The sequence below is a fragment of the Promicromonospora sukumoe genome (assembly GCF_014137995.1).
Lineage (GTDB): Bacteria > Actinomycetota > Actinomycetes > Actinomycetales > Cellulomonadaceae > Promicromonospora > Promicromonospora sukumoe.
Map to the genome: position 1 here is coordinate 1323684 of NZ_JACGWV010000002.1, position 20950 is coordinate 1344633.

A 20950-nucleotide genomic window follows, 5' to 3' on the forward strand; every position below is an offset into this window, starting at 1 on the left:
CGCAGGCTCAGTCGACAGACAAGCAGAGCCTGAGCATCGCTTCACAGGAGCCGCCTCACAGGAGCCGGAGCCTCCGCTCGGCCACGCCGATGCGGACCTCCTGCCCCCACGAGACCTCGAGCCGGTCCGCCTCCATGCCGTCGCCGAACACGACGAGCCGGTCCGACTGGACGGTGATCACGAGCTCGCCGTCGCTCCCGAGCACGCCCTCCGTCATCGTGACGCCGGTGACGGGCGACGGCCACGCCTCCCGCACGAACCAGGCCAGCGCCGGGTCCGTGGGCCCGGGCAGCCGGCGCCCGCCCCGGTCGTGGGCGATCGAGGCGCACCAGCCGGTGGCCCCGGTACCGGTGCTGACGATCAGGCCCGACGACGACTGGCGCTCCGAGCCGCGGCCGGACCCCAGCAGGTAGCGCGCCGACTGGTGGCTCGGGTGCCCCAGGAACAGCTCGTTGACGGCGTGCAGCTCCTGGCCGTCGTCGAGCCGGGCGTGGACCATCGTGAGCTCGTCGCCGCGCAGGGCCGAACCACGCCGGGCATCCCCCCGGCCCGGCTCGGCCAGCGCGCCGATGATCGCGCCGACGTCGTCGACGTCGTGCCGCACGAGCACCCCGAGGTTGGTGCCCGGTTCGGGGTCGACGCCGATCACGAGCTGCCGGTCCAGGTACTTGGCCACGTTCGCGACCAGGCCGTCCTGGCCCACGACGAGCACGACGTCCTCGGGCGCGAAGAGGAACCGGTCCAGGTCGGCCCGCTCCACCTCCGCGAGCGCCCAGTCGGACGGCACGCTCGCCGCGACCACCCGGCGGGCCGACGTCGCGGCGTCGTGCCGGGCCTCGACGTCGGCCAGGGTGCGGCCCCGGGTGCGCAGGAAGAACTCCGCCTGGCCGCGGGTGGCGTGCCGGTCGAGCAGCTCGTCGAGCTCGGTGCGGCGGTGCACGAGCACCGCGCGCGTGCGGAGCGCCATGTCAGCGCTCCGTGGCCGGCGCGCCGTTCGAGGCCGGCGCGGTGTCCGCCGTCGGCTCGGCCGCCCGGGTCGTGAGCGCGCTCAGGAGCCCGCTCACCAGGTCGGGCGTGACGGTCAGGGAGCCCACGTTCGGCAGGTGCGGTGCGGCGTCGCGCAGGGCGAGCGCGGTGAGCACGTCGCGCCCGACGTTCGTGTAGACCGCCATGAGCGCGGCCTCCTTCGCGGCCTCGGCCTCACCGAGCCGGCGCAGCGAGCCCGCCTGGGCCGTGCTGGCGATCTCGCGCCGCTCGGCGTCGGACTTCGCCGAGACGAGGGCGGCCGCCGCGGCCTCCTCGGCCTCGCGGCGCTTGTTCGCACCCTCCTGGGCCACGAGCTGCTCGCGGCGGGCGGCGAGCTCGATCTGGCTCGCGAGCTCGTTCTCCGCGATCTTGCGTTCCCGCTCGACGGCGACGGCGCGGCGCTCGTAGGTCGCGCGGTCAGCCTCGGCCTGGAGCCGTTCGCGGACGGGGGTGCGCAGGGCCTTCTCGACGTCGCCCTCAGGACGAACCGCGAGCACGCGGACGCCGAGGATCTCGATGCCCGTCGCGGCGAGGCGGGCGTCCTCGCCGAGCGCGCCGAGCGCCGTCCGCACGCGCCCGATGCCGGACTCCAGCGCCTCGGCGAGGTCCAGCGTGGCGATCAGGTCGACCGTGAGGCTCTGCGCGAGCTGCCCCACGATGGCGCCGACCTGCTGGCGGCCGCTCGCCTCCTGACCCTTGCCCGTGACGGGGAAGATGCCGAAGTCGAGGCGCTGGGACGCGAGGACCGGGTCGCCGAAGCGGTAGGTGACGTTCGACTGCACGCTGACGTCCTGCTGGTCGCGCGTGACGGCGTGGAACAGGACCGGCAGCTCCTGGTCGGTGGCGGGCACCTCGCTGAGCACCGAGGTGTCGGGCCGGAACCAGAAGGCCTGGCCCACGCCCTCGTGGCGGACGCCGCCCTTGCTGAGGTGCACCACGTAGTCGCTCGCGGTGCCGAGGAACTGGCGGAACCCGGGGTAGCGCTTGATCGTCGCCATCGTCTGACTCTCCTTCGATTGTTGTCGTCAGTTTGACGATATCTACCCTCCCGGCTTTTCGTCAAGGTGACGAGAATGTACGGTCGATGTCATGGCCCGCACAGCACCCGTCCCGTCCGCGATACCCGACTCCGCGGGCGCCTTCCCCGTCACCGTCGACGTCGTGGCGCTGACGGTGCGGGAGGCCGCCCTGCACGTCCTCGTCGTCGACCGGCTCCTGGAGCCGTACCGCGGGCAGGCCGCGCTGCCGGGCGGGTTCGTGCTCGCGGGCGAGACGCTGGAGCAGGCGGCGGGGCGAGAGCTCGAGGAGGAGACGCGGCTGACGGTCCCGGCCGGGGCGACGGGAACGGGCCCCTGGCACCTGGAGCAGCTCCGCACCTACGGCCCGCTCGGGCGGGACCCGCGGGGCCCCGTGCTCTCGGTCGCCTACCTGCTGCTCGCGCCCGCCTTCGGGCTGCCGGCGGCAGGCGGCGACGCGGCCGAGGCCCGCTGGGTCCCGGTCGGGGGCCGGGGCGCCGGGCTCGCCTTCGACCACGACGGCATCCTGGCCGACGGCGTGGAGCGGGCCCGCGCCAAGATCGAGTACTCGCCGCTGGCGGCCGCGTTCTGCCCGCCCGAGTTCACGGTCGCCGAGCTGCGCGGCGTCTACGAGGCGGTGTGGGGCACGCGGCTGGACGCGCGCAACTTCCACCGGAAGGCCACGGGAACCCCGGGTTTCCTGGAGCCGACCGGGCGCCTGGGCGGCGGCGGCCCCGGCCGGCCGGCCGAGCTGTTCCGGCTGGCCCCCGGCGCCGACCCGACCGCGACCGTGCTGCACCCGCCGCTGCTGCGGCCGGCCGACGCCGGACCGGAGGCGGGCTGACCGGCGTCGGGCCGGCCGGCCGAACCGGCGTCGGACCGGCCCGCCGGACCGGGGTCAGCCCTGACCCGGGCGCGTCCTCGGCTTGAGCCGCAGGTCCGGCAGCGCGGGTGCGCGCAGCGGCCCGGTCGGATAGCCGTGCACCTGGCCGAACAGCCGCCCGGCGGCGCCGTCGGCGTAGCCGGTCACCCCGTCCGCGAGCTCGGCGATCTGGGCCGTCCAGGCGTCGCGGGCCCGCACGATGTCCTCGTGCGTGCGACCCATGAAGTTCCACCACATGACGACGTCCTCGTCGAACGGCAGGCCGCCGATCAGCACCGCCCGGACAGGAGCCGCGGCCCCGGCGCGCACCACGAGCGTCGACCGCCCCGGAGCCACGTAGCCGAGGTTCGACGGCGGCACGACGCTGCCCTCGAACGTCATGTCGCCGGAGTCGACGAGCAGGGCGTGCTCGTGCCCCGCGTCGACGTCGAGCCGCACCTCGGCGCCCGGCTCGAGGTCGATCTGCGCCCCGACGAGCGGCGTGTACGTCGTCGCGGGCGACGCCAGCTCCTCCCCCGCCACGGACAGCCGGCCGACGAACACCTGCACGACGGCGCCCTCGTGCCGGACGAGCGGCAGGCCGGCGTGGTGCTCGAAGTGCGGGTCGACGCCGAGCGCGGAGCCGGGCAGCGCCGTCCAGAGCTGCACGCCGTGCAGCCGGGGCGGGCGGCCCTCGGCGGGCGACTCCTCGGAGTGCGAGATGCCCATGCCCGCCGTCATCAGGTTGAGCTCGCCCGGCCGGACCCGCTGGAGCGAGCCCACCGAGTCGCGGTGCAGGATCTCGCCCTCGAAGAGCCAGCTCACGGTCTGCAGCCCGGTGTGCGGGTGCGGCGGCACCTGCATGCCCTCGCTGTCGGAGACGTCGTCGGGGCCGTAGTGGTCGCTGAAGCACCAGGCGCCCACGAGCGACCGTGCGCGCTGCGGGATGGTGCGCCGCACGTCCATCGCCCGCGGCCCGCCGAGCGGCACGTCCCGCGGGGTGAGGAGCTCGATGCCGTCGCCCTGGTCGCCCGCGGCGCAGACCTGCTCGGCCGGCTGGGTCTCGAGGTTGCTCATGCGCCGAGCCTAGATGCCGCGCGCGGGCTCCGGGGAGGGGCCAGGGCCCCCGGGGCAGGCCGGGGGCCCTGGCGAAACCGCATACCCGTGGCCCGCGCTCGGCGAGAACCAGGGGCGTCGTGTCGACGTCACGACTCCGTTGTGCCCGTCAGACCCGGGTCGCCAGGCCTGTTCTGCACGAACACCTCGAACGCGGGCGGTCTTCCGGCCCCGTACAGGCACCTGTGGCGTCATCCACAGCCCGCACCGCGGTACGGGATGTCCTGTCGTTCTCCGGTCGACCCATGTGTCCGATGTCCAAGCCGGTCGGTACTGCTGCAGCGCACCGCATCTGCACCCGGATCGTCGAACCATTGACACCGTTTCTATCCGCGTGTCGTACATGCGGCAACTGCTCCGCCGTTGTAATTTTCACCCTCTGGTTCTCAACAGTTCTGTCCACAGGAAAAGCCCCGGATTTCCCACACAACACACAGGGCTGTGGATCAAATCTGTGGATAACTTGCCGGGTCAGACCCAGGCGCGGGAACCCGGTGCGCCGCCCGTCGTCGAGTCGGTGCGCCCGTCGAGCTCCTCCGGGGTGGCGATGAAGCCGCCGTCGTCCACGAGGACGCCGGCGATGCGGCCCTGGAGGGAGACGGCGAGGCGGGCGAGCGACGCGCGCATGCGCGCCCGGGCGATGACGTGCAGCCCGGAGCCGCGCTCGAGCTCCAGCTCGTAGGGGTCGGCCGGCACCCAGGTCATGCGGTAGGCGTACGGGCCGTAGCTGCGCCAGTCCAGCGCCCCGAGCGCGCGCGGCACCCGGTCGACCCGCTCGACGTCGACGACGATCGAGCCGTCGTAGGCCGTGCTGCCCGCGAGCGTGTACCGCGGCGTGCCGTCGGGCATGACCTGCTCGGCGGACACGTCGGCGGTGGCGATGAACGAGCGGAGCATGGGCAGCACGTCGCCCGGCTGGAGCGGGTGCGCGGAGTAGAGCGACAGGTTGACGGACGCCGCCGCCTCCGGGACCAGGGGCTGACGCCCGTCGGCGAGCACTCCGCCGGCGGTCTTGCGCGCCGCCGCGACCATCCACTGCACGATGCGCAGCTCCTCGGTCTGCGGAAGGGCGTGCGGGAAGGCGCGGGCGATCCCGTCCCGGTCGTCGTACGACGTCGGGGCCGCGCCCCGCATGTCCCGGAGGCCGTCGCTGCGCGCGACGGAGTACGCCTCCGCCTTGGTGGCGGCGATGGACAGCTCGGCGAGGTGTGCCTCCCCGACCTCGAAGGGGCCGGTCGCGACGTGCGCCTCACCCAGCCGCATGACACCGGGGACGAGCGCGTCGGACTGCGCCATGCCACGGAACCGGGAGCCGGCCATCCGCCGCGCGCCCGCGGCGCGGGAGGGTTCTCGCAGCCACGCGATGTCCGAGAACCAGGCGGCCGCCAGCTCGCTGACCGCCACGGGGCCGTTCGTGCTGGGCAGGATCAGAAGATGACCCGAGGCGTGCTCCGCTGGAATCGCGCCCGCCAGAAATGTCATGCGGGCACCTTACTGCCGGGCACTTTCGCCCATGATGCAGGCGTGTTACAGAGATGAAACACGCTCGTGACGAAGGACTCGCGGTTTTCCGCGCTTCGCGCGAGGCGTATTACACATCCATATATTTGGCGACGGAGTCTCAGTGCAAAGACATGCATATTCCACCAGTGGCACCGCGCAAAGCCGATCTATACGAACTTAGCGCCACGTGTCCGACGAATTCGCCGCGACGCCCTTCGCCACCCGATCCTGCGTTCCAGATACTGACGACGAGGGCATATGCTGTCAGCATGCCCAAGATCATCGGCAAGAGCCTGCACGAGCACCGGCAGATGACCAGGCACAAGCTGTTCACCGCTCTGTCCACCCTCATGGCGGAGCGCGGGTTCGACACCATCACGCTGGCCGACATCGCCGCGGCGGCGAACGTCGGCCGGACCGCGGTCTACAACCACTTCCACGACAAGGAAGCACTGCTCCTCGGGTTCATCACGCACGAGACCGAGCAGTACGCCCACACGCTGGAGCGCGCGCTGGACGGCGTGGCCGACCCCGTGGAACAGCTGCGTACCTACATCCGCCAGCAGGCCCAGCTCACCCGTGTCTTCCACCTCGCCCCCGGCCCGGACCTGCGCACCGTCCTGTCCCGCGCCACGCTGCAGCGCCTGCGCGAGCACGCCGACATCGTCGAGGCGATCCTGCGCCGCATCCTGACGGCGGGGATCGACGCGGGGACCTTCCCGCCCCAGGACATCGAGCCGACCGTGCACCTGGTCAACGCCTGCCTGTCGGGCCGGCTCATCCCGGACGAGCCGGTCGCCCGCGAGCGGACCATCCGTGCGGCGGAGGCCTTCGTGCTGCGCGCGGTGGGGGCCCGGGTTCCGGAGCGGGTGCCCGCCTGAGCCGGAGGTGCAGCGCAGGGTGGGGGCCGAGGAACGAGGCACCCGCCCGGAGCGGAGCCGCAGGCTCGGGCGGCAGACGAGCAGAGCTTAGGTAAGCGGGCCGGCAGGCGGTAACCCGCCTGGCGGTAGCCTCTAGCGCGTGTCTTCCGCCGCCGTAAACCCGGAGCCCGCGCCCCCGACGAGGCAGGCGCCGCTCGGCGGACCGTTCGCCAGGGTCGTCGCCGCCAACCTCAGCTCGAGCCTGGGCGACGGCATAGCCCGCGTCGCCGCACCGCTGCTGGCCGTGCAGCTCACGGACGACCCGCTGCTCGTGTCGCTCGTGGCCGTCGCCGCCCTGCTCCCCTGGCTCGTGCTCGCCATCCCGGCGGGCGTGCTCGTGGACCGGATCGACCGCCGGCTCGCGCTCGGCCTCGCGGGCGGGGTGCGCGCCCTCGTCGCGGCCGGGCTGCTCGCGCTGCACCTCACCGGTGCGCTCACGATCTGGTGGCTCCTGCTAGTCGTGCTCCTGTACGGCGCGCTGGAGACGGTGTACGACGGCGCGATCCGCGCCGTGGTCCCGTCGATCGTCCTCCGGGGCGACCTGCCCCGCGCGAACTCGCGCATCGAGGCCACCGAGATCGTGGTGCAGCAGTTCCTCTCGCAGCCGCTCACCTCGTGGCTGCTCGCGTTCTCCGCGGCCTGGGCGCTCGGGCTGAACACCGCCGCGTACGCGGTGGCCGGCGGGCTGGCGCTGACACTGCCCGCCGTCGCCTCCGGGATCGCCGCCCGACGACGACGCCAGGTGGCGGACGAGCCCGGCCGGGCAGAGGCCGGCCAGGACGACGACGCGGACGTCGCCGCACCGACGGCCGGCTGGCGGGCCGAGCTCGCCGCGGGGTTCCGCTTCATCTGGGCCAGCTCGATGCTGCGGCCGCTGTGGATCGTGAGCGTGCTCATCGGCATCTGCCACGCCGCGATCACGTCCACCCTGGTGCTGTTCATCCTGGAGCGGCTCGACGTCCCCGAGGCCTGGTACGGCACGTTCATGCTGGCCGGTGCCGTGGGCGCCCTGACGGCGGCGGCCGTCACGAGCAGACTCAAGGCCCGCTTCGGAACGGGCCCCGTGATGGCGGCGGTGAACGCCGTCGGGCTCGGGGCCTGGTTCCTCGTCGGCGTGTTCCCCCTGGCCGGGGTGGGCGCGGTCGCGATCTTCGTGTCGTTCGGCTGCACGACGACGTGGAACGTGCTGGTCATGTCGCTGCGCCAGGCCGCGGTGCCGAACCACCTGCTCGGCCGGGTGCACGGCACGTGGCGCACCGCGCTGTGGGGCGCCATGCCGCTCGGTTCCCTCGCCGGCGGCCTGCTCGCGCGCTCCGGCTACAGCACGCCGCTGATCGTCGGTGCGACGGTCGGCCTGATGGTCTCCGCCGTCGGGCACCGGTACATCGCCACGCTGCCCGATCCGGAGACACTCGACGCCGTGGAGCCGGCCCGGGCCTGACGGCGACGCGTCAGATCAGATCCAGCGCTTCCAGCGGAAGACGCCGAACAGACCCACGCTCACGGCGAGCATCGCGACCAGCGCCGCCGGGTACCCCCACGCCCAGCCCAGCTCCGGCATGGACTCGAAGTTCATGCCGTAGACCGTGCCCACGAGGGTCGGGGCGAAGAGGATGGCCGCCCAGCCCGAGATCTTCTTGACCTCCTCGCCCTGCCGGATGCTGACCTCCGAGAGGTGCTTCATCTCCTCGTTCTGCCGCTGCGCGACGAGCGTCGCGGCCACGGTGAGGATGTCGCGCAGCGCGGCCCGGAAGACCTCGATGCGGTCGGCGGCCTCGGTGAGGTGGTCGGCGACGTCGCGCAGGTAGGCCTGCAGCTCCGGGTCGACGCCGTACTTGTCGGCGCCCTTGGCGAGCGAGCCGCACAGGGCCTGCTCGGGCCGGACGGCGCGCTGGAAGTCGATGACCTCGCGGGAGAGCTCGTAGATGCGCCGCGACACGTCGGGGGCGCCGCCCCAGACGTCGGACTCGATCTCGTCGATGTCGTGGTCCAGCCCCGCGACAACCGGCGCGTAGCCGTCCACGACGCTGTCGAGGATGGCGTACAGGACGGCCTCGGGCCCGCGGGCGAGCATCTCGCGGTCCGCCTCCAGTCGGGCGCGGACGGCGGCGAGGTCGGGCGAGGCGCCGTGCCGCACGGTCACCACGAAGTCGGGGCCCACGAACACGTGCAGCTCGCCGAACTCGACCTCCTCGGCGTCGTCCAGGTAGCGCGCGGCCCGCAGCACGACGAACAGGGTGTCGCCGTACCGCTCGATCTTGGGGCGCTGGTGCGCCTGGATGGCGTCCTCGATCGCGAGCGGGTGCAGGTCGAACTCGCGCGCGAGCGACGTCAGCTCGGACTCCTCGGGCCGCTCCAGCCCGATCCAGGCCATGCCGCCGGGACGGGACCGGAGCGCGCTGAAGGTCTCCGCGAGGTTGTCGTAGCCGGCGGTGCGGACGCCGTCGTCGTAGATCGCGGCGGCGACCATCGACGAGCGGGGCTCGGGCGCGACGGGACGCGGTGCGACGTCGGGCACGACGCCGACGGAGCGGCGCTGGCGCAGGGCGCCGAGCAGCGGACGGGCAGGACGGGACGGCAGGAACGTGGCCATGGGAAACTCCCGGGGTCGAGCGCAGGAAGAAGGACTGCGAACGCACACCGCAACAAGGACGGCCGGGCGACCGGTGGACCTCACGCCCCGTGAGGGGCGGAGCGCACCGGTGCGCGAGAGACCCGCTGACACGCGGGCAGGGGAACCGTCAGCTCAGCTGCGGCTCGGACTACTCGGAGGCTCGCTACGGGTCATGCGCGCCACCTCCTTCGTCCTGCGGCGGACCGCCGCACCAGCGTCTTTCTCGACAGGGGCCAGTCTAGACCCGTCGGCCCCGGGGATCGAAACAGTTCGAGAGCAAGGTCACAGACCGGGTCACCAGGCGTCGTGCGGCCGGTGGTGCGGCCCGGGCGGGGTGTGGAACTCGTGCGGCGTGGGCGACAGGTAGGCCCGGGCGAACTGCAGCGAGGCCGCCAGGTCGTCGTGCCGCTCGGCGGCGCTCCGGGCCGCGCGCGTCGAGATCTCCACGCAGACGTCGCCGCTCCAGCGGCGCGCCACCAGCTCCTGGAGCACCTTCTCCGCCTGCATGCTGCCGCGGCCGGGCACCAGGTGCTCGTCCCGCGCGCCGTGGTTGCCGTCGGCGAGGTGCACGTGCCGCAGCCGGTCGCCGAACGTCTCCAGCAGCGTCAGCGCGTCCTGCTGCGCGACGCTCGCGTGCGAGAGGTCCAGGGTGACCGCGTCGTAGTCGTGCTCGGCGGGGTCCCACCCGGGCAGGTAGGCCTGGAACTCGCGCTTGCCGCCCCGCCACGGGTACATGTTCTCGACGGCGATCGTGACGCCGGTCGTCTCGCTCAGCGCACGCACCTGGTCCTGGAACTGCCGCGCGTACTTGTACTGCCAGCGGAACGGCGGGTGCACCACCACCGTGCCCGCGCCGAGCTCGAGGGCCATCTCCGTGGTCCGCTCCAGCTTCGCGACCGGGGACCTGCCCCAGACCCGCTGGCTGACCAGCAGCGTCGGCGCGTGCACCGAGCGGACCGGCATGCCGTTGTCGGCGGCGAGCTTCGCGAGCGAGCGCGGGTTCTGGGTGACCTCCTCGGACCAGATCATCACCTCGATGCCGTCGTAGCCGAGCTCGGCCGCGGCCTCGAAGGCCAGCGGCACACGGCGAGGGAAGACCGATGCCGTCGAGAGCGTCACCTGCACGTCGGGTGCGGCGGGCTCCTGCGGTTCGGTCCTGATCGGTTCGGGCATGCGGGCCACCTTAAAACGCGAACGTGACTGTGATGTGACCTGGAGGTTCAGGTGAGGAGTCGTTCGCGCGCCAGGTCGCGCGCCGCCTGGGCCGTCGAGCACTCCAGGACGGCTCGTGCGAGCTCCACGCACTCCTCACGGGACACGCCGGCGATGGTACCCGCGACGTCCGCCAGAGCACGAGGTGTCATGGACAACGACGTTACGCCCAGTCCCACGAGGACGGGCGCGAGCAGCGGATCGGCCGCGGCCTCGCCACACACCCCCACCGGAGCACCATGCAACGCACCCCCCTCACTCGCCACCCGGACCAGTTCGAGAACGGCCGGCTGCCACGGGGTCGACAGGACGGCCACCCCGGCCAGGTCCCGGTCGGCGGCCATCGTGTACTGCGTCAGGTCGTTGGTGCCGAGGCTCGCGAACGACACCTCGGCCAGCAGGTGCCGGGCCTGCAGCGCGGCGGCCGGCGTCTCGATCATGATCCCGGGCTGCTCCAGGCCGTGCGCGGCGCAGGCCGCCGCGAAGTCGCGGGACTCGTCCACGGTCGCGACCATCGGCGCCATCACCCAGACCTCGGCGGTCTCGGCCGCGGCGGCCCGGGCGATCGCGTCGAGCTGCCGGTCGAGCACGTCCGGGTGCGCGACGGCGGTGCGCAGCCCCCGCACGCCGAGCGCGGGGTTGTCCTCGTGGTCCGGCGTGAGGAACCGCAGGGGCTTGTCGGCGCCCGCGTCGAGCGTGCGGACCACCACCCGCTGTCCCGGGAAGTGGGACAGCACCGCCCGGTAGGCGGTCACCTGCTCCTCGACGCTGGGCTCCTCGCCCCGGCCCAGGAAGCAGAACTCGGTGCGGAACAGGCCGACCCCGCGCGCGCCCGCGGCCGCGGCGGCCTGGGCGGCCGCCGGGTCGGCGACGTTCGCCACGAGCTCCACCTCGGACCCGTCGCGGGTGACTCCCCGCCCGTCGAACGTGGCGGCGGTGACGCTGCGCCGGGCACCGGCGACGTCGTCGGCCGACGGGGCGCGCAGGACCGTGCCGAGCGTGCCGTCGACCACGAGCTCCTCTCCGTCGCCCAGGTCGTTCGCGCCCGGGAGCGCGACGACGGCGGGGATGCCGAGGGCGCGCGCCAGGATGGCCATGTGCGAGGTGGGGCCGCCGCGCGCCGTGACGATCGCGGTGACCACGGCGGGGTCGAGCATGGCGGTGTCCGCCGGGGCGAGGTCGCTCGCCACCAGCACGAACGGGTGCCCCGGGTCGGGCACGCCGGGCGGGGCGGCGCCCGTGAGCGCGGCGACGATGCGGTCGCGCACGTCCCGCACGTCCCGGGCACGCTCCGACATGGGCGGGCCGAGGATCTCGAGCTGGTTCGCCACCGAGCCGGCGGCGTCCCACACGGCACGCTCCGGCGTGAGGTGGTCCTCCCGGACGCGGCGCGCGGCACCCGCGGCGAGGGTCGGGTCCGCGGCCATGGCGGCGGTGACCGCCAGGACGTCGGCCGCGGTGCCCGAGGCACGGCCGGCGCGCTCCGCGAGGTCGGCCTCGACCCGGGCGGCGGCTTCCTCGACGGCACGGACGGCGTCGTCCGCGGAACCCGTCAGGCGACTCGTGCTCGGCTCAGGGACTCGGGCCGGCATCCGGACCACGGTTCCCACCGCTCGGCCCGGGCTCGCCGGAACCCCCGTGAGCCTCTCGCTCGTCATCCGTACGCTCCCTCAGGCTCGTCGTCGGGTCTTCTCGGAACGTTACACGCGACGGGACGGCCGAGCGAGACCCGGTCGGGTGGTCGGGGCGGGGTGTCACAGCGGACGGCGGGGCGGGCGGGTCGCGTGCACCCGGGCGGGGCTCCCCGCGCAGGCCGGGGCGGGTGGCCGGAGCCGGCCTGGGGCGGGTGGCGGAGCCGCCGGGGCGTCCGCCGTGTCGGGGTCGCGACGTTCTGACAGGATGTCCGCATGGCCGAGGCCCTGAACGTCGGATCGCCCGTCGCGGGACGGGTGGTCGCGATGCGCGACGTGCCGGACCCCGTCTTCGCGGAGAGCATCGTCGGCCCGGGTCTCGCGGTCGAGCCGGACGCCGAGACCGGCGGGCGCGTCGTCGCGCCGTGCGCCGGCGTCGTGGTCAAGCTGCACCCGCACGCCTTCGTCCTGCTGGCGCCGTCCGGGGGCGCCGAGCCCGCCGGGGGCCGGGGCGTTCTCGTGCACCTCGGCATCGACACCGTCCAGCTCAAGGGCGAGGGCTTCACGCTGCTCGTCGAGGAGGGCGAGACGGTCGTAGCCGGGCAGGAGCTCGTCGTCTGGTCGCCCCTCACGGTGGCCGACGGCGGCCGCTCGCCCCTGGTGCCGGTCGTCGCCCTGGACCTGGGCACCGACGGGCTGGACGAGCTGGTCCGCCCCGGCACCGTCGTCCGGGCGGGAGACCCCCTGTTCCGCCTGGCGTGACCTGTCAGACCTCCCCGGACGTGTCAGACGTACAGGTCACCCGAGGGACCTGTACGTCTGACACATCCGGGGGCGTCTGACAAGACCCGGGCTCCGAAAGTGACGCGGCCCGTTTTCCGACCCGCGCGACGCCGTTCCAACGGTTCGACCGCGACCACAGGAGCGTTCGGGGTCGCTCGGTCCACAGGACCGCGCGATCGGCCGACGGCGGACGCGCCCGGCGACGCACGATCGCCTCATGACCGGATCACGAAACTTCGAGCGGACCCCTGGCCTGGTGCAGCTCGCCCGCCGTCAGCATGCCGTGGTCACCCGCGGGCAGCTCGCCGGGCTCGGAATCAGTGCCCGGCACGTCAGCCACCAGCTCGCGGCCCTGCGCTGGCGTGCGGTGACCAGCGACGTCGTCGTCCTGCACAACGGGCCCCTGCCGCGGGACGCCGAGCTGTGGGTGGCGGTCCTGGACGTCGAGCCGCCGGTGGCCCTCGGCTCGTGGACCGGACTGCACAGGCACGGGCTTCGGGGCTGGGACCGGGACGGCGTCCACATCGTCGTGCCGCGGGGTGCGAAGACCCGACGGCTGCCCGGCGTCGTCGTGCACGAGTCCCGACGGCCGGCTCCCGAGGACATCGTCCGGCTCGCTCGCCTGCCCGTGCACACCGTCCAGCGGTGCGCGATCGACGCCGCGGCCTGGCAGGACTCTCCGCGGACGGCCGTCGGGCTGCTGGCCGCCGTGGTCCAGCAGCGGATGGCGTCCCCGGAGCAGCTGTGGGACCAGCTCGAACGCGTGGGTAAGGTACGGTTCCGCGACCTCATGCGCCGGAGCGTCGCCGACATCCGGGGCGGATCCGACGCGCTGAGCGAGATCGACCTCGTCCGGCTGTGCCGCCGTCACGGGCTGCCCGAACCGAAGCAGCAGGAGAGACGGGTCGACTCCAGGGGAAGGACTCGCTTCCTGGACGCGGTGTGGATCCTGGACGACGGGCGACGACTCCTCGTCGAGATCGACGGCATCGGCCACATGGAGGTGGCCCGCTGGTACGACGACCTCCTGCGCGATGCGGAGCTCACCACCGGCGACCGGGAGATCCGGCTCCGGCTGCCCGCGGCGGCGGCACGGACCGAACCCGACCGCGTCGTCGCGATCCTGAAGCGCCACCTGGGCCCCCACTAGGCAGTTGTCAGACCCACAGGTCACCCGGGTGACCTGTGGGTCTGACACCGCCTAGGGTCGGGGCCATGGTGCGCACCGTGGTGTTCGACGTCGGCGAGACCCTGATCGACGAGTCCCGGATCTGGCTCCGCTGGGCCGAGCGGCTGGGCGTCCCGCCGCTCACGTTCCTGGGCGTGCTCGGCGGCTGCGCCGCGCTCGACCTGACGCACCGCGAGGCGTTCGAGCTGCTGCGGCCCGGGCTGGACTACCAGGCCGAGGCCGCCCGCTGGGCGCTCGACGACCCGGACGGGCTGCGCACCGGGTTCGACGCCGACGACCTCTACCCCGACGTCCGGCCCGCGCTGGAGGCGCTGCGCGACGCGGGCTTCGACGTCGTCATCGCGGGAAACCAGCCGCCCGAGGCGCGCGCCGCGCTGGAGGCGATGGACCTGCCCGCGAGCGCCATCCGCACCTCGGACGAGTGGGGCGTCCAGAAGCCGGAGCCGGAGTTCTTCGTCAAGGTCGCGGAGCTGTCGGGCGTCGCGCCGGAGGAGATCGCCTACGTGGGCGACCGGCTCGACAACGACGTGCTTCCCGCGGCCGACGCCGGGATGATGCCGGTGCTGCTGCGCCGCGGGCCGTGGGGGTACCTGCACGCGCGCCGGCCCGAGGCCGCGCGCACCACGGTGATCGACTCGCTGACGGAGCTGCCCGGAGTGCTGGCGGGCTGAGAGCTGTCAGACCCTCGCGGACCTGTCAGACGTATAGGTCACCCGAGGGACCTGTACGTCTGACACGTGGGGCGGGGCTGGTCAGCCGCGGAGCGGCAGCGTGAGGCCCGCGTCGCCGTCCGGCACCACGCGGACCGGGACGCCCCAGTCCTGCTGCGCGAGGTGACACGCGGGGAACACGTCGGGGTCGGGCTCGCCGTTCGGCAGCAGCGGCACCTGGTCGCACGACGCCGCCTTCGCGGTCACGTGCAGGATGCCCTCGGCCACGTCGGGGTTGATCACCAGGTCGCGGAACAGGTCGGTCCCGTTGCCGGCCCCCGACAGCAGCAGCTCCGGCGGCGTCGCGCTGACCTGGAGCGACGTCGACGGGCCCCAGCGGTCGTCGAGCTTCTGTCCCGGGGCGGGTGCGAACGGCACGTCGAGCCGGAGGGCACCGGACGCCACGTCGGTGGCGGGCCGGGCGACCCGGTGGGCGCCGCCGTCGAGCACCTCGCCCGCGAGGCCCGCCGGGAGCGCCATCCGCGTGAGCCGGTGCGCGGCCGACTCGACGACGAGCAGGTGCACGGCGCCGTCGGCCACCTCGACCAGCACGTCGGAGGGCTCGGCCAGGTCCTTCGCGAGGGTCGTCACCTCACCGGATGCCGGGTCGTACCGGCGCACGGCGCCGTTGTAGGTGTCGGCGACGACGACGCTGCCGTCCGGCAGGAGGGCTACGCCGAGCGGGTGCTGCAGCAACGCCTGGCCGGCGGCGCCGTCGCGGTGCCCGAAGTCGAACAGCCCCTGCCCGACGGCGGTCTCGACCCGCACGTCGGTCTCGTCGACGGGCACGACGCGGCGCAGGGCGGAGGTCTCGGCGTCGGCGAGCCAGAGCGCGCCGTCGGACGCGGTAGCCAGGCCCGAGGGCTGCGCGAACCACGCGCCCTCGCCGGGGCCGTCCTCCAGCCCCTCGTTCATGGTGCCCGCGAGCAGCGAGACCACGGGGAGGTGCGGGCCGGGGTGGAAGTCCCACAGCGTGTGGTTGCCGGCCATCGCCACGACGAACACGCCGAGCTCCGCGGACCACTCGACGTCCCAGGGTGAGGAGAGCCGGACGCTCAGCGCGTCGTACGACTCACCGGCGTCGAACGTGCCGACGGTGCAGGTCACGTTCTCCTGGCCGCCCACCATGAACTGCTGGCCGGTGCCCGCGACGGTGTGCACGGCGCCGTCCGACAGCCGCACGCCGCGCAGGGCGTGGTTGACCGTGTCGGCGACCAGGACGTCGTACCCGAGGCTCGTCGCCAGGTCGGCGGGCACCAGGCACAGCCCGTTGGGCTCGGAGAACCGCGCCTCGCCGGGCCCGCCGTCCACGAGCCCGCGCTCGCCCGAGCCGATGCGGCGGACCAGGGTCTCGCCGTCGGGCTCGAGCTCCGCGAGGGAGTGGTGCCCGGCGTCGGCGACCAGGAGGTTGCCGTTCGGCAGGACCAGCGCCTTGGCGGGGAAGCGCAGCGTGCCCGACGCCGGCGCCGGCGGCACGTACGGCCCCGAGCCACGGTGGAGCGTGCCCTTCAGCGCGTGCTCGGCGACGAGGTCGTCGACGAGCGCCGCGATGGCGGAGCCGTGCCCCTCCCCCGCCATCTGCGCCACGATGTAGCCCTCGGGGTCGATGACCACGAGCGTGGGCCAGGCCCGCGCCGTGTACGCGCCCCAGGTGACCAGCTCGGGGTCGTCGAGCACGGGGTGGCGCACCTCGTACCGTTCGACGGCGGCCGCGAGCGCGTCGGGGTCGGCCTCGTGCTCGAACTTGGGCGAGTGCACCCCGATGATCACGAGCTCGTCGCGGTGCCGCTCCTCGACCTCGCGCAGCTCGTCGAGGACGTGCAGGCAGTTGATGCAGCAGAACGTCCAGAAGTCGAGGACGACGACCTTGCCGCGCAGCTCGGAGAGCGTGACGGTGCGGCCTCCGGTGTTCAGCCAGCCGCGCCCGACGAGCTCGGACGCACGGACCCGGGGAAAGTTCTGGACGGTGGCGCTCACCCGTCCATTGTCACTCCCGGGGCGAACCGTCCTTGCCGCCGTCCGTCCTGCGGGCACGCCAGGTCTCCACCAGCGTCTTGTCGGCGCGGCGGCGGGTGAGGTCGCTCTTGCTGGAGTGCACGGCCGCACGGTGCGCGAGCAGGGCAGCGCGGTCTCGCTCGAGGGCCCACATGAGCGCCGCCCGCACGTCGGCGCGGGTGACCCGCGCGCTCCGCGTCTCGTCCATCGTCCCGATCATTCTCGCCGTTTCGTGTCCATCGGCGTCCGGAGCGGGCGCCGCCAACGATTCAAGAGGCGGCCGAGGATCATTTGTGACACCTCAGGGCTTCCTGGCTTTCACCCGGCCATGGTTGGGTGTAGCAGAGGAACGTACCGCGCAAACCCGGCGGGGGGATATCCATCTATCGGATGACTTTCCTGGGCAGACCGGCGTGTCGCCATCCTGCTGCCGTGTCGTGTTGGTGGGTGAGGAGAGGATCAGGGCATGGACCGCGACGAGGCCAGGAAGATGAAGGAGCAGCTCACAGCCTTCGCCCGAGAGCTGGCCGAGAGACACGGGACCACGGCGACACAGGGGTCGCCGGGCGGGCGGACGCATGCCGCCGCCGCGGACGTGGTGCGCGCGCCCACTCTGGCGCTGGGTCTGGTGCCGCAGGGGGACGGCGAGTTCGGCATCGCGGTCCGCTACCGGCTCGGGGTGCCGCGCGCCCGCTCGATCGTGCGCAAGGTCTCGGCCGAGATCGGGCCGGGCGCCGACGTACGCCGGACCGGGCGCATCCGGCCGGTCAGCGAGCTCGGCCCGCGTCCGCCGGCGCCGACGTCCCAGGCGGACGGCGACACCGACCGGCGTCGTCCGCTGCGGCCCGGGGTCTCGATCGGGCACGTCGGCGTCACGGCGGGCACCCTCGGCGCCTTCGTGACCCGCGCAGTCCCCGGCGACGGCCACCTGTACGCACTGTCGAACTACCACGTGCTGGCCGGCTCCCCGGAGGCGCGGCCCGGCGACGTCGTGCTGCAGCCCGGACCGGCCGACGGCGGGCTCGCGCCCGGGGACCGTATCGGTGAGCTGACGCAGGTGGTGGACCTGGACTCGGCCGAGCCGTCCTACACGGACGCCGCCATCGCGCGCCTCGACCGGGTGCCGATCAGCCTCGACTACCCCGTGGGCCGCGTGGTCAAGACCGCGCGCGCCCTGGGCGGCGAGATCGTGGGCAAGGTGGGCCGCACGACGGCGATCACGCGCGGTCGGGTCACGGCCATCGAGCTCGACGACGTGATCGTCGGCTACGAGGACCTCGGCGCCCTGAGCTTCGACGACCAGATCGAGATCGAGAGCCTGGACGACGGGCCTTTTTCGCGTGGCGGCGATTCCGGCGCCCTTGTCTACCGGGAGGACGGCGTGGCGGTGGGCCTTCTTTTCGCCGGTTCGGAGTCCGGCGGGCGCAGCGGAAAAGGTCTCACCTACGCCAACCCGATCGACCAGGTGCTCGATATCCTGGAGGTGGAGCTGGCGAGAGAACAGACCCATCCGTTCGGATGAATGCCGTGTCGTCCGGGTGAATGTTCGGCATGCGCACCAGCGTTTCCACCGCCGGGCGTGTCGCATTCGGAGGCCGGCCCGGTGGGCGTGTTTTCGCGGCGCGTCGCGCGCCGTAACCCGGCTGACCTGCGGCGCTGTCCGAGGCTCTGGGAGGTGCCCCGAGACCCCTCTCCGCCCCGGTGGAAGGGGGTAGACACGGGGGACACAATGGATGACCAGGAGGTGATCGGGATGGCAACACTCGACGAGGCCAGGTCGGCAAAAGCCGCATTGCGGGAAAAAGTCACCGGGCTCGACGGAGTGATCGGGGTTGGCGTCGCCCCAGAGTTCACGGCGTCAATCGGACAGCCACCGCGTGAGTACCCCGCTCGAAAGCAAGCGAAGCCCGGCACGTCCGGCAGGTCGCCGGTCGAAGTACTTTCCGAGGACGAACTGGTCGAACAGGTCGCGGGACCCGGCGGGAGCTGGGTGCTGCAGGTCAACGTGACGGACGCCCGTCTCGTGGACAAGGTCCCCGAGGAGATCAACGACGTCGCGGTGCGCGTGCGCGTCGTGGGCGCCGTGCGGGCGGGCTGACGGCCGACCGGCCGGATGTCCGGCCGGCCGTCAGGTCAGCCGAGCGTCGTCGGCAGCTCGGGCTCCTCGCCGAGCACCTGCTCGGCGAGGAACGCCGAGACCACCTGGTACCAGACCTTCGCGTTCTGCGGCGTCAGGATCCAGTGGTTCTCGTCCGGGTAGTACAGGAACCGGTGCACGGTCTCGCCGTCGTCGGACGCCGGGAGGCCCGACTTGGTGAGCAGCTCGAACCACAGGCGCAGGCCCTCGCCGACCGGGACGCGGTAGTCCTTGTCGCCGTGGATCACGAGCATCGGGGTGCGGATCTCGCCCACCGACATGTGCGGGCTGTTCTCCAGCGCCATCTCGGGCGTCATCTCGCGCGCCCAGTAGAACGATGCGTCCGTGGTGGGGCCGAACTGGTCCAGCGCCCACAGGCTCGCGTGCGTCACGACGGCCTGGAACCGGTCGGTGTGCCCGGCCACCCAGTTGGCCATGTAGCCGCCGAACGAGCCGCCCATCGCGGCCGTGCGGGTCTCGTCGATCTGCGGCAGCGCCTCCGCGGCGTCGGTGATCGCCATGAGGTCCGTGAACGGCGCCTTGCCCCAGGCGCCCCAGCCGCGCTGCACGAACTCCTGGCCGTAGCCGGTCGAGAGCGCGGGGTCCGGCAGCAGGACGGCGTAGCCCTGGGCCACCATCAGCCACGGGTTCCAGCGCCAGCTCCACGCGTTCCACGAGCCCAGCGGGCCGCCGTGGATCCACAGCAGGAGCGGGGCCTTGTCCTCCGGCCCGACGTCGGCGGGCTGCGCGAGCCAGGCGCGCACGCGCGTCCCGTCCTCGGCGGTGGTCTCGATCTCGGTCAGTGTGCCGGGCAGCTCCGGCGCCGCCACCGGTGACCGCAGGAGGGTCGCCGCGACCGGCGTCCGCTCCCCCGGCGCGCCCGACGCCGCGAACGCCGCCAGGTCGACGCGCACCGGCTCGGCCGGGGCCGCGTACGAGCTGCGCAGCGCGAACAGGGTGGCGCCGTCGGGCGTGACGTTCAGGTCCGAGAAGACGGCGTCGTCGGACGTCACCCGCTCGACGACGACGTCACCGCCGGGCAGCGCGCCCGAGAAGGTGAGCAGGAAGACCGGGCCGCGACCGTCGTCGTCGGCCTGGACCAGCAGGCCGCTGCCGTCGGGGAGCCAGGTGGGGCGGCCGGGCCAGCGGTCCCAGTCGTCCGCGAGGACCACCGGGTCGGCGGAACCGTCCGTGGGCACGAGAGCCAGGCGGACCACCGGGGCCTCGTCCGGCGTCGAGATGGACTCCGTCACGTAGGCCACCCAGGCACCGTCGGGCGAGATGCGCGGGGCGCCGGCGTCGGCGTCCGGGTCGTCCACCAGCACGCGGCGCTCGCCCGTCGCGACGTCGTGCACGGCCAGCGTGCCGCGGGTCGCGGCCCCGGCGTCGCTCACGCTCCAGGTGGTGACGAGGGTGGTGCCGTCGGCGGACAGGTCCGCGGAGTGGTCCGCCAGGTGCTTGCCCGCGCCGGTGAGGTCGCGCAGGTCGAGGTGCTTGCCCTCGGCCGACGTGTCGTCGGCCGCGGACCCCTCGGCCTTCGGGGCCTTCGGCAGCGGGACGGCGGGGTCGTCCACGAGCGCCGCGAGGTCGCCGGCGAAGCGCCGCTCCTCGTCCGGGCCCAGGTCGTGGTCCCAGTAGCGCACGGGGTAGCCGGTGTGCAGGATCGCGGAGACCTTCTGGTCCTTGCGGGCCTTGCGCAGCTCGGCGTCCTGCTTCAGGTCCTTCGCGGAGGGCAGGAGGCTCGAGGCGACGCTGACCGTGTCGGCTTCGCGCGCCGCGAGAAGGCCGGAGACGCCGCCCTGCGGGGCCGCGACCACGCGGGCCTCGCCGCCGCCCGCGGGCAGGAGCCAGAGGGCCGACCGGGGCTCGTCGCCGTCCTTGCCGTCGGGGTCGGGCCGGGCGGACGTGAACAGGAGGTCGCCGGACCGCGTGAAGGTGGCCGACGACTCGCCCTTCGCGGACCGGGTCAGCCGCCGGGCCGGTGCCTCGCCCGCCGGGTCCACCTCCCACAGGGCCGTGCGGTAGGCGGTGCGCTCGCCGTCGAGCGTCTGGAGGGTGGCGACGAGGCGGGTGCCGTCCGGGCTGGCTGTAAGGCCTGCCAGGCGCGGGATCGCCACGTACTGGTCGAGGTCGTGGAACGGGGTCTGCGGGGTCTGCGGAGATTCGCTCACGTCGCCGTCTTATCACGCGGGGATGAGGACGGGCAGGGATTTTCGCTCCGTACCCGACGAGCTCG

Annotated in this window: 18 protein-coding genes; 8 read left to right on the plus strand and 10 right to left on the minus strand. The window is 73.4% G+C overall.

Features of this window, described 5'->3' with window-relative positions:
* Nucleotides 1-55 precede the first annotated feature (55 nt).
* Together FHX71_RS23130 and FHX71_RS23135 are read right to left on the minus strand one after the other, a co-directional pair.
* Nucleotides 56-967, minus strand: a complete 912-nt coding sequence (locus tag FHX71_RS23130; protein WP_182619734.1) for a diacylglycerol kinase catalytic domain-containing protein — start codon at nt 965-967, stop codon at nt 56-58.
* A 1-nt stretch (nt 968) separates the two neighbouring features.
* Entirely contained in the window at nt 969-2024 is a 1056-nt protein-coding gene (locus FHX71_RS23135) for an SPFH domain-containing protein (protein ID WP_182619735.1), read from the minus strand.
* A 91-nt stretch (nt 2025-2115) separates the two neighbouring features.
* On the opposite strand from FHX71_RS23135, the gene FHX71_RS23140 reads away from it, so the two are divergent.
* On the plus strand, nt 2116-2886 hold the full coding sequence (locus FHX71_RS23140; protein ID WP_182619736.1) for an NUDIX hydrolase: 771 nt from the start codon (nt 2116-2118) through the stop codon (nt 2884-2886).
* A gap of 54 nt (nt 2887-2940) precedes the next feature.
* On the opposite strand, the gene FHX71_RS23145 is transcribed toward FHX71_RS23140, so the two are convergent.
* Both FHX71_RS23145 and FHX71_RS23150 read right to left on the minus strand, forming a co-directional pair.
* Entirely contained in the window at nt 2941-3981 is a 1041-nt protein-coding gene (locus tag FHX71_RS23145) for a pirin family protein (RefSeq protein WP_182619737.1), read from the minus strand.
* 510 nt (nt 3982-4491) lie between these two features.
* Complete coding sequence (locus tag FHX71_RS23150; protein WP_246403376.1) at nt 4492-5502, minus strand: hypothetical protein; 1011 nt, start codon at nt 5500-5502, stop codon at nt 4492-4494.
* Between the two features lie 290 nt (nt 5503-5792).
* Here FHX71_RS23150 and FHX71_RS23155 point away from each other — a divergent pair, with 290 nt between their 5' ends.
* On the plus strand, nt 5793-6404 hold the full coding sequence (locus tag FHX71_RS23155; protein WP_182619738.1) for a TetR/AcrR family transcriptional regulator: 612 nt from the start codon (nt 5793-5795) through the stop codon (nt 6402-6404).
* Nucleotides 6405-6543: 139 nt separating this feature from the next.
* The gene (locus FHX71_RS23160; protein WP_182619739.1) at nt 6544-7884 is read left to right on the plus strand and encodes an MFS transporter; all 1341 of its coding nucleotides are present in this window, start codon (nt 6544-6546) and stop codon (nt 7882-7884) included.
* A 15-nt stretch (nt 7885-7899) separates the two neighbouring features.
* On the opposite strand, the gene FHX71_RS23165 is transcribed toward FHX71_RS23160, so the two are convergent.
* From FHX71_RS23165 to ptsP, 3 genes are all read right to left on the minus strand, one after another.
* The gene (locus tag FHX71_RS23165) at nt 7900-9036 is read right to left on the minus strand and encodes a magnesium and cobalt transport protein CorA (protein ID WP_182619740.1); all 1137 of its coding nucleotides are present in this window, start codon (nt 9034-9036) and stop codon (nt 7900-7902) included.
* A gap of 315 nt (nt 9037-9351) precedes the next feature.
* Nucleotides 9352-10230, minus strand: a complete 879-nt coding sequence (locus FHX71_RS23170; protein ID WP_182619741.1) for a sugar phosphate isomerase/epimerase family protein — start codon at nt 10228-10230, stop codon at nt 9352-9354.
* Nucleotides 10231-10277: 47 nt separating this feature from the next.
* Complete coding sequence (ptsP, locus tag FHX71_RS23175) at nt 10278-11927, minus strand: phosphoenolpyruvate--protein phosphotransferase (RefSeq protein ID WP_182619742.1); 1650 nt, start codon at nt 11925-11927, stop codon at nt 10278-10280.
* Between the two features lie 249 nt (nt 11928-12176).
* On the opposite strand from ptsP, the gene FHX71_RS23180 reads away from it, so the two are divergent.
* The 3 genes from FHX71_RS23180 (at nt 12177) to FHX71_RS23190 (ending at nt 14543) form a co-directional block, all read left to right on the plus strand.
* Complete coding sequence (locus tag FHX71_RS23180; RefSeq protein ID WP_182619743.1) at nt 12177-12662, plus strand: PTS sugar transporter subunit IIA; 486 nt, start codon at nt 12177-12179, stop codon at nt 12660-12662.
* A gap of 238 nt (nt 12663-12900) precedes the next feature.
* Nucleotides 12901-13833 carry a hypothetical protein gene (locus FHX71_RS23185; RefSeq protein ID WP_182619744.1) on the plus strand — a complete coding sequence of 311 codons (933 nt, stop codon included), beginning with the start codon at nt 12901-12903 and terminating at the stop codon, nt 13831-13833.
* Nucleotides 13834-13898: 65 nt separating this feature from the next.
* Entirely contained in the window at nt 13899-14543 is a 645-nt protein-coding gene (locus FHX71_RS23190; RefSeq protein ID WP_182619745.1) for an HAD family hydrolase, read from the plus strand.
* An 81-nt stretch (nt 14544-14624) separates the two neighbouring features.
* Here FHX71_RS23190 and FHX71_RS23195 read toward each other — a convergent pair whose 3' ends face one another.
* Nucleotides 14625-16559, minus strand: a complete 1935-nt coding sequence (locus FHX71_RS23195; RefSeq protein ID WP_182619746.1) for an NHL domain-containing thioredoxin family protein — start codon at nt 16557-16559, stop codon at nt 14625-14627.
* Between the two features lie 10 nt (nt 16560-16569).
* On the minus strand, nt 16570-16785 hold the full coding sequence (locus FHX71_RS23200; protein WP_182619747.1) for a hypothetical protein: 216 nt from the start codon (nt 16783-16785) through the stop codon (nt 16570-16572).
* A 258-nt stretch (nt 16786-17043) separates the two neighbouring features.
* Between FHX71_RS23200 and FHX71_RS23205 the strand changes: the two genes are divergently transcribed.
* On the plus strand, nt 17044-18099 hold the full coding sequence (locus FHX71_RS23205) for a chymotrypsin family serine protease (RefSeq protein ID WP_182619748.1): 1056 nt from the start codon (nt 17044-17046) through the stop codon (nt 18097-18099).
* Nucleotides 18100-18330: 231 nt separating this feature from the next.
* Nucleotides 18331-18675 carry a hypothetical protein gene (locus FHX71_RS23210; protein WP_182619749.1) on the plus strand — a complete coding sequence of 115 codons (345 nt, stop codon included), beginning with the start codon at nt 18331-18333 and terminating at the stop codon, nt 18673-18675.
* 35 nt (nt 18676-18710) lie between these two features.
* Here the strand turns inward: FHX71_RS23210 and FHX71_RS23215 are convergent, their stop codons facing one another.
* Entirely contained in the window at nt 18711-20885 is a 2175-nt protein-coding gene (locus tag FHX71_RS23215) for a S9 family peptidase (RefSeq protein ID WP_182619750.1), read from the minus strand.
* Nucleotides 20886-20950 lie beyond the last annotated feature (65 nt).

Coding starts and splice junctions, on each gene's coding strand:
- FHX71_RS23135 (WP_182619735.1), bottom strand. CDS start 2,024: ATGGCGACGATCAAGCGCTACCCCGGGTTCCGCCAGTTCCTCGGCACC.
- FHX71_RS23145 (WP_182619737.1), bottom strand. CDS start 3,981: ATGAGCAACCTCGAGACCCAGCCGGCCGAGCAGGTCTGCGCCGCGGGC.
- FHX71_RS23140 (WP_182619736.1), top strand. CDS start 2,116: ATGGCCCGCACAGCACCCGTCCCGTCCGCGATACCCGACTCCGCGGGC.
- FHX71_RS23130 (WP_182619734.1), bottom strand. CDS start 967: ATGGCGCTCCGCACGCGCGCGGTGCTCGTGCACCGCCGCACCGAGCTC.
- ptsP (WP_182619742.1), bottom strand. CDS start 11,927: ATGACGAGCGAGAGGCTCACGGGGGTTCCGGCGAGCCCGGGCCGAGCG.
- FHX71_RS23190 (WP_182619745.1), top strand. CDS start 13,899: ATGGTGCGCACCGTGGTGTTCGACGTCGGCGAGACCCTGATCGACGAG.
- FHX71_RS23165 (WP_182619740.1), bottom strand. CDS start 9,036: ATGGCCACGTTCCTGCCGTCCCGTCCTGCCCGTCCGCTGCTCGGCGCC.
- FHX71_RS23170 (WP_182619741.1), bottom strand. CDS start 10,230: ATGCCCGAACCGATCAGGACCGAACCGCAGGAGCCCGCCGCACCCGAC.
- FHX71_RS23200 (WP_182619747.1), bottom strand. CDS start 16,785: ATGGACGAGACGCGGAGCGCGCGGGTCACCCGCGCCGACGTGCGGGCG.
- FHX71_RS23185 (WP_182619744.1), top strand. CDS start 12,901: ATGACCGGATCACGAAACTTCGAGCGGACCCCTGGCCTGGTGCAGCTC.
- FHX71_RS23155 (WP_182619738.1), top strand. CDS start 5,793: ATGCCCAAGATCATCGGCAAGAGCCTGCACGAGCACCGGCAGATGACC.
- FHX71_RS23150 (WP_246403376.1), bottom strand. CDS start 5,502: ATGACATTTCTGGCGGGCGCGATTCCAGCGGAGCACGCCTCGGGTCAT.
- FHX71_RS23180 (WP_182619743.1), top strand. CDS start 12,177: ATGGCCGAGGCCCTGAACGTCGGATCGCCCGTCGCGGGACGGGTGGTC.
- FHX71_RS23210 (WP_182619749.1), top strand. CDS start 18,331: ATGGCAACACTCGACGAGGCCAGGTCGGCAAAAGCCGCATTGCGGGAA.
- FHX71_RS23205 (WP_182619748.1), top strand. CDS start 17,044: ATGGACCGCGACGAGGCCAGGAAGATGAAGGAGCAGCTCACAGCCTTC.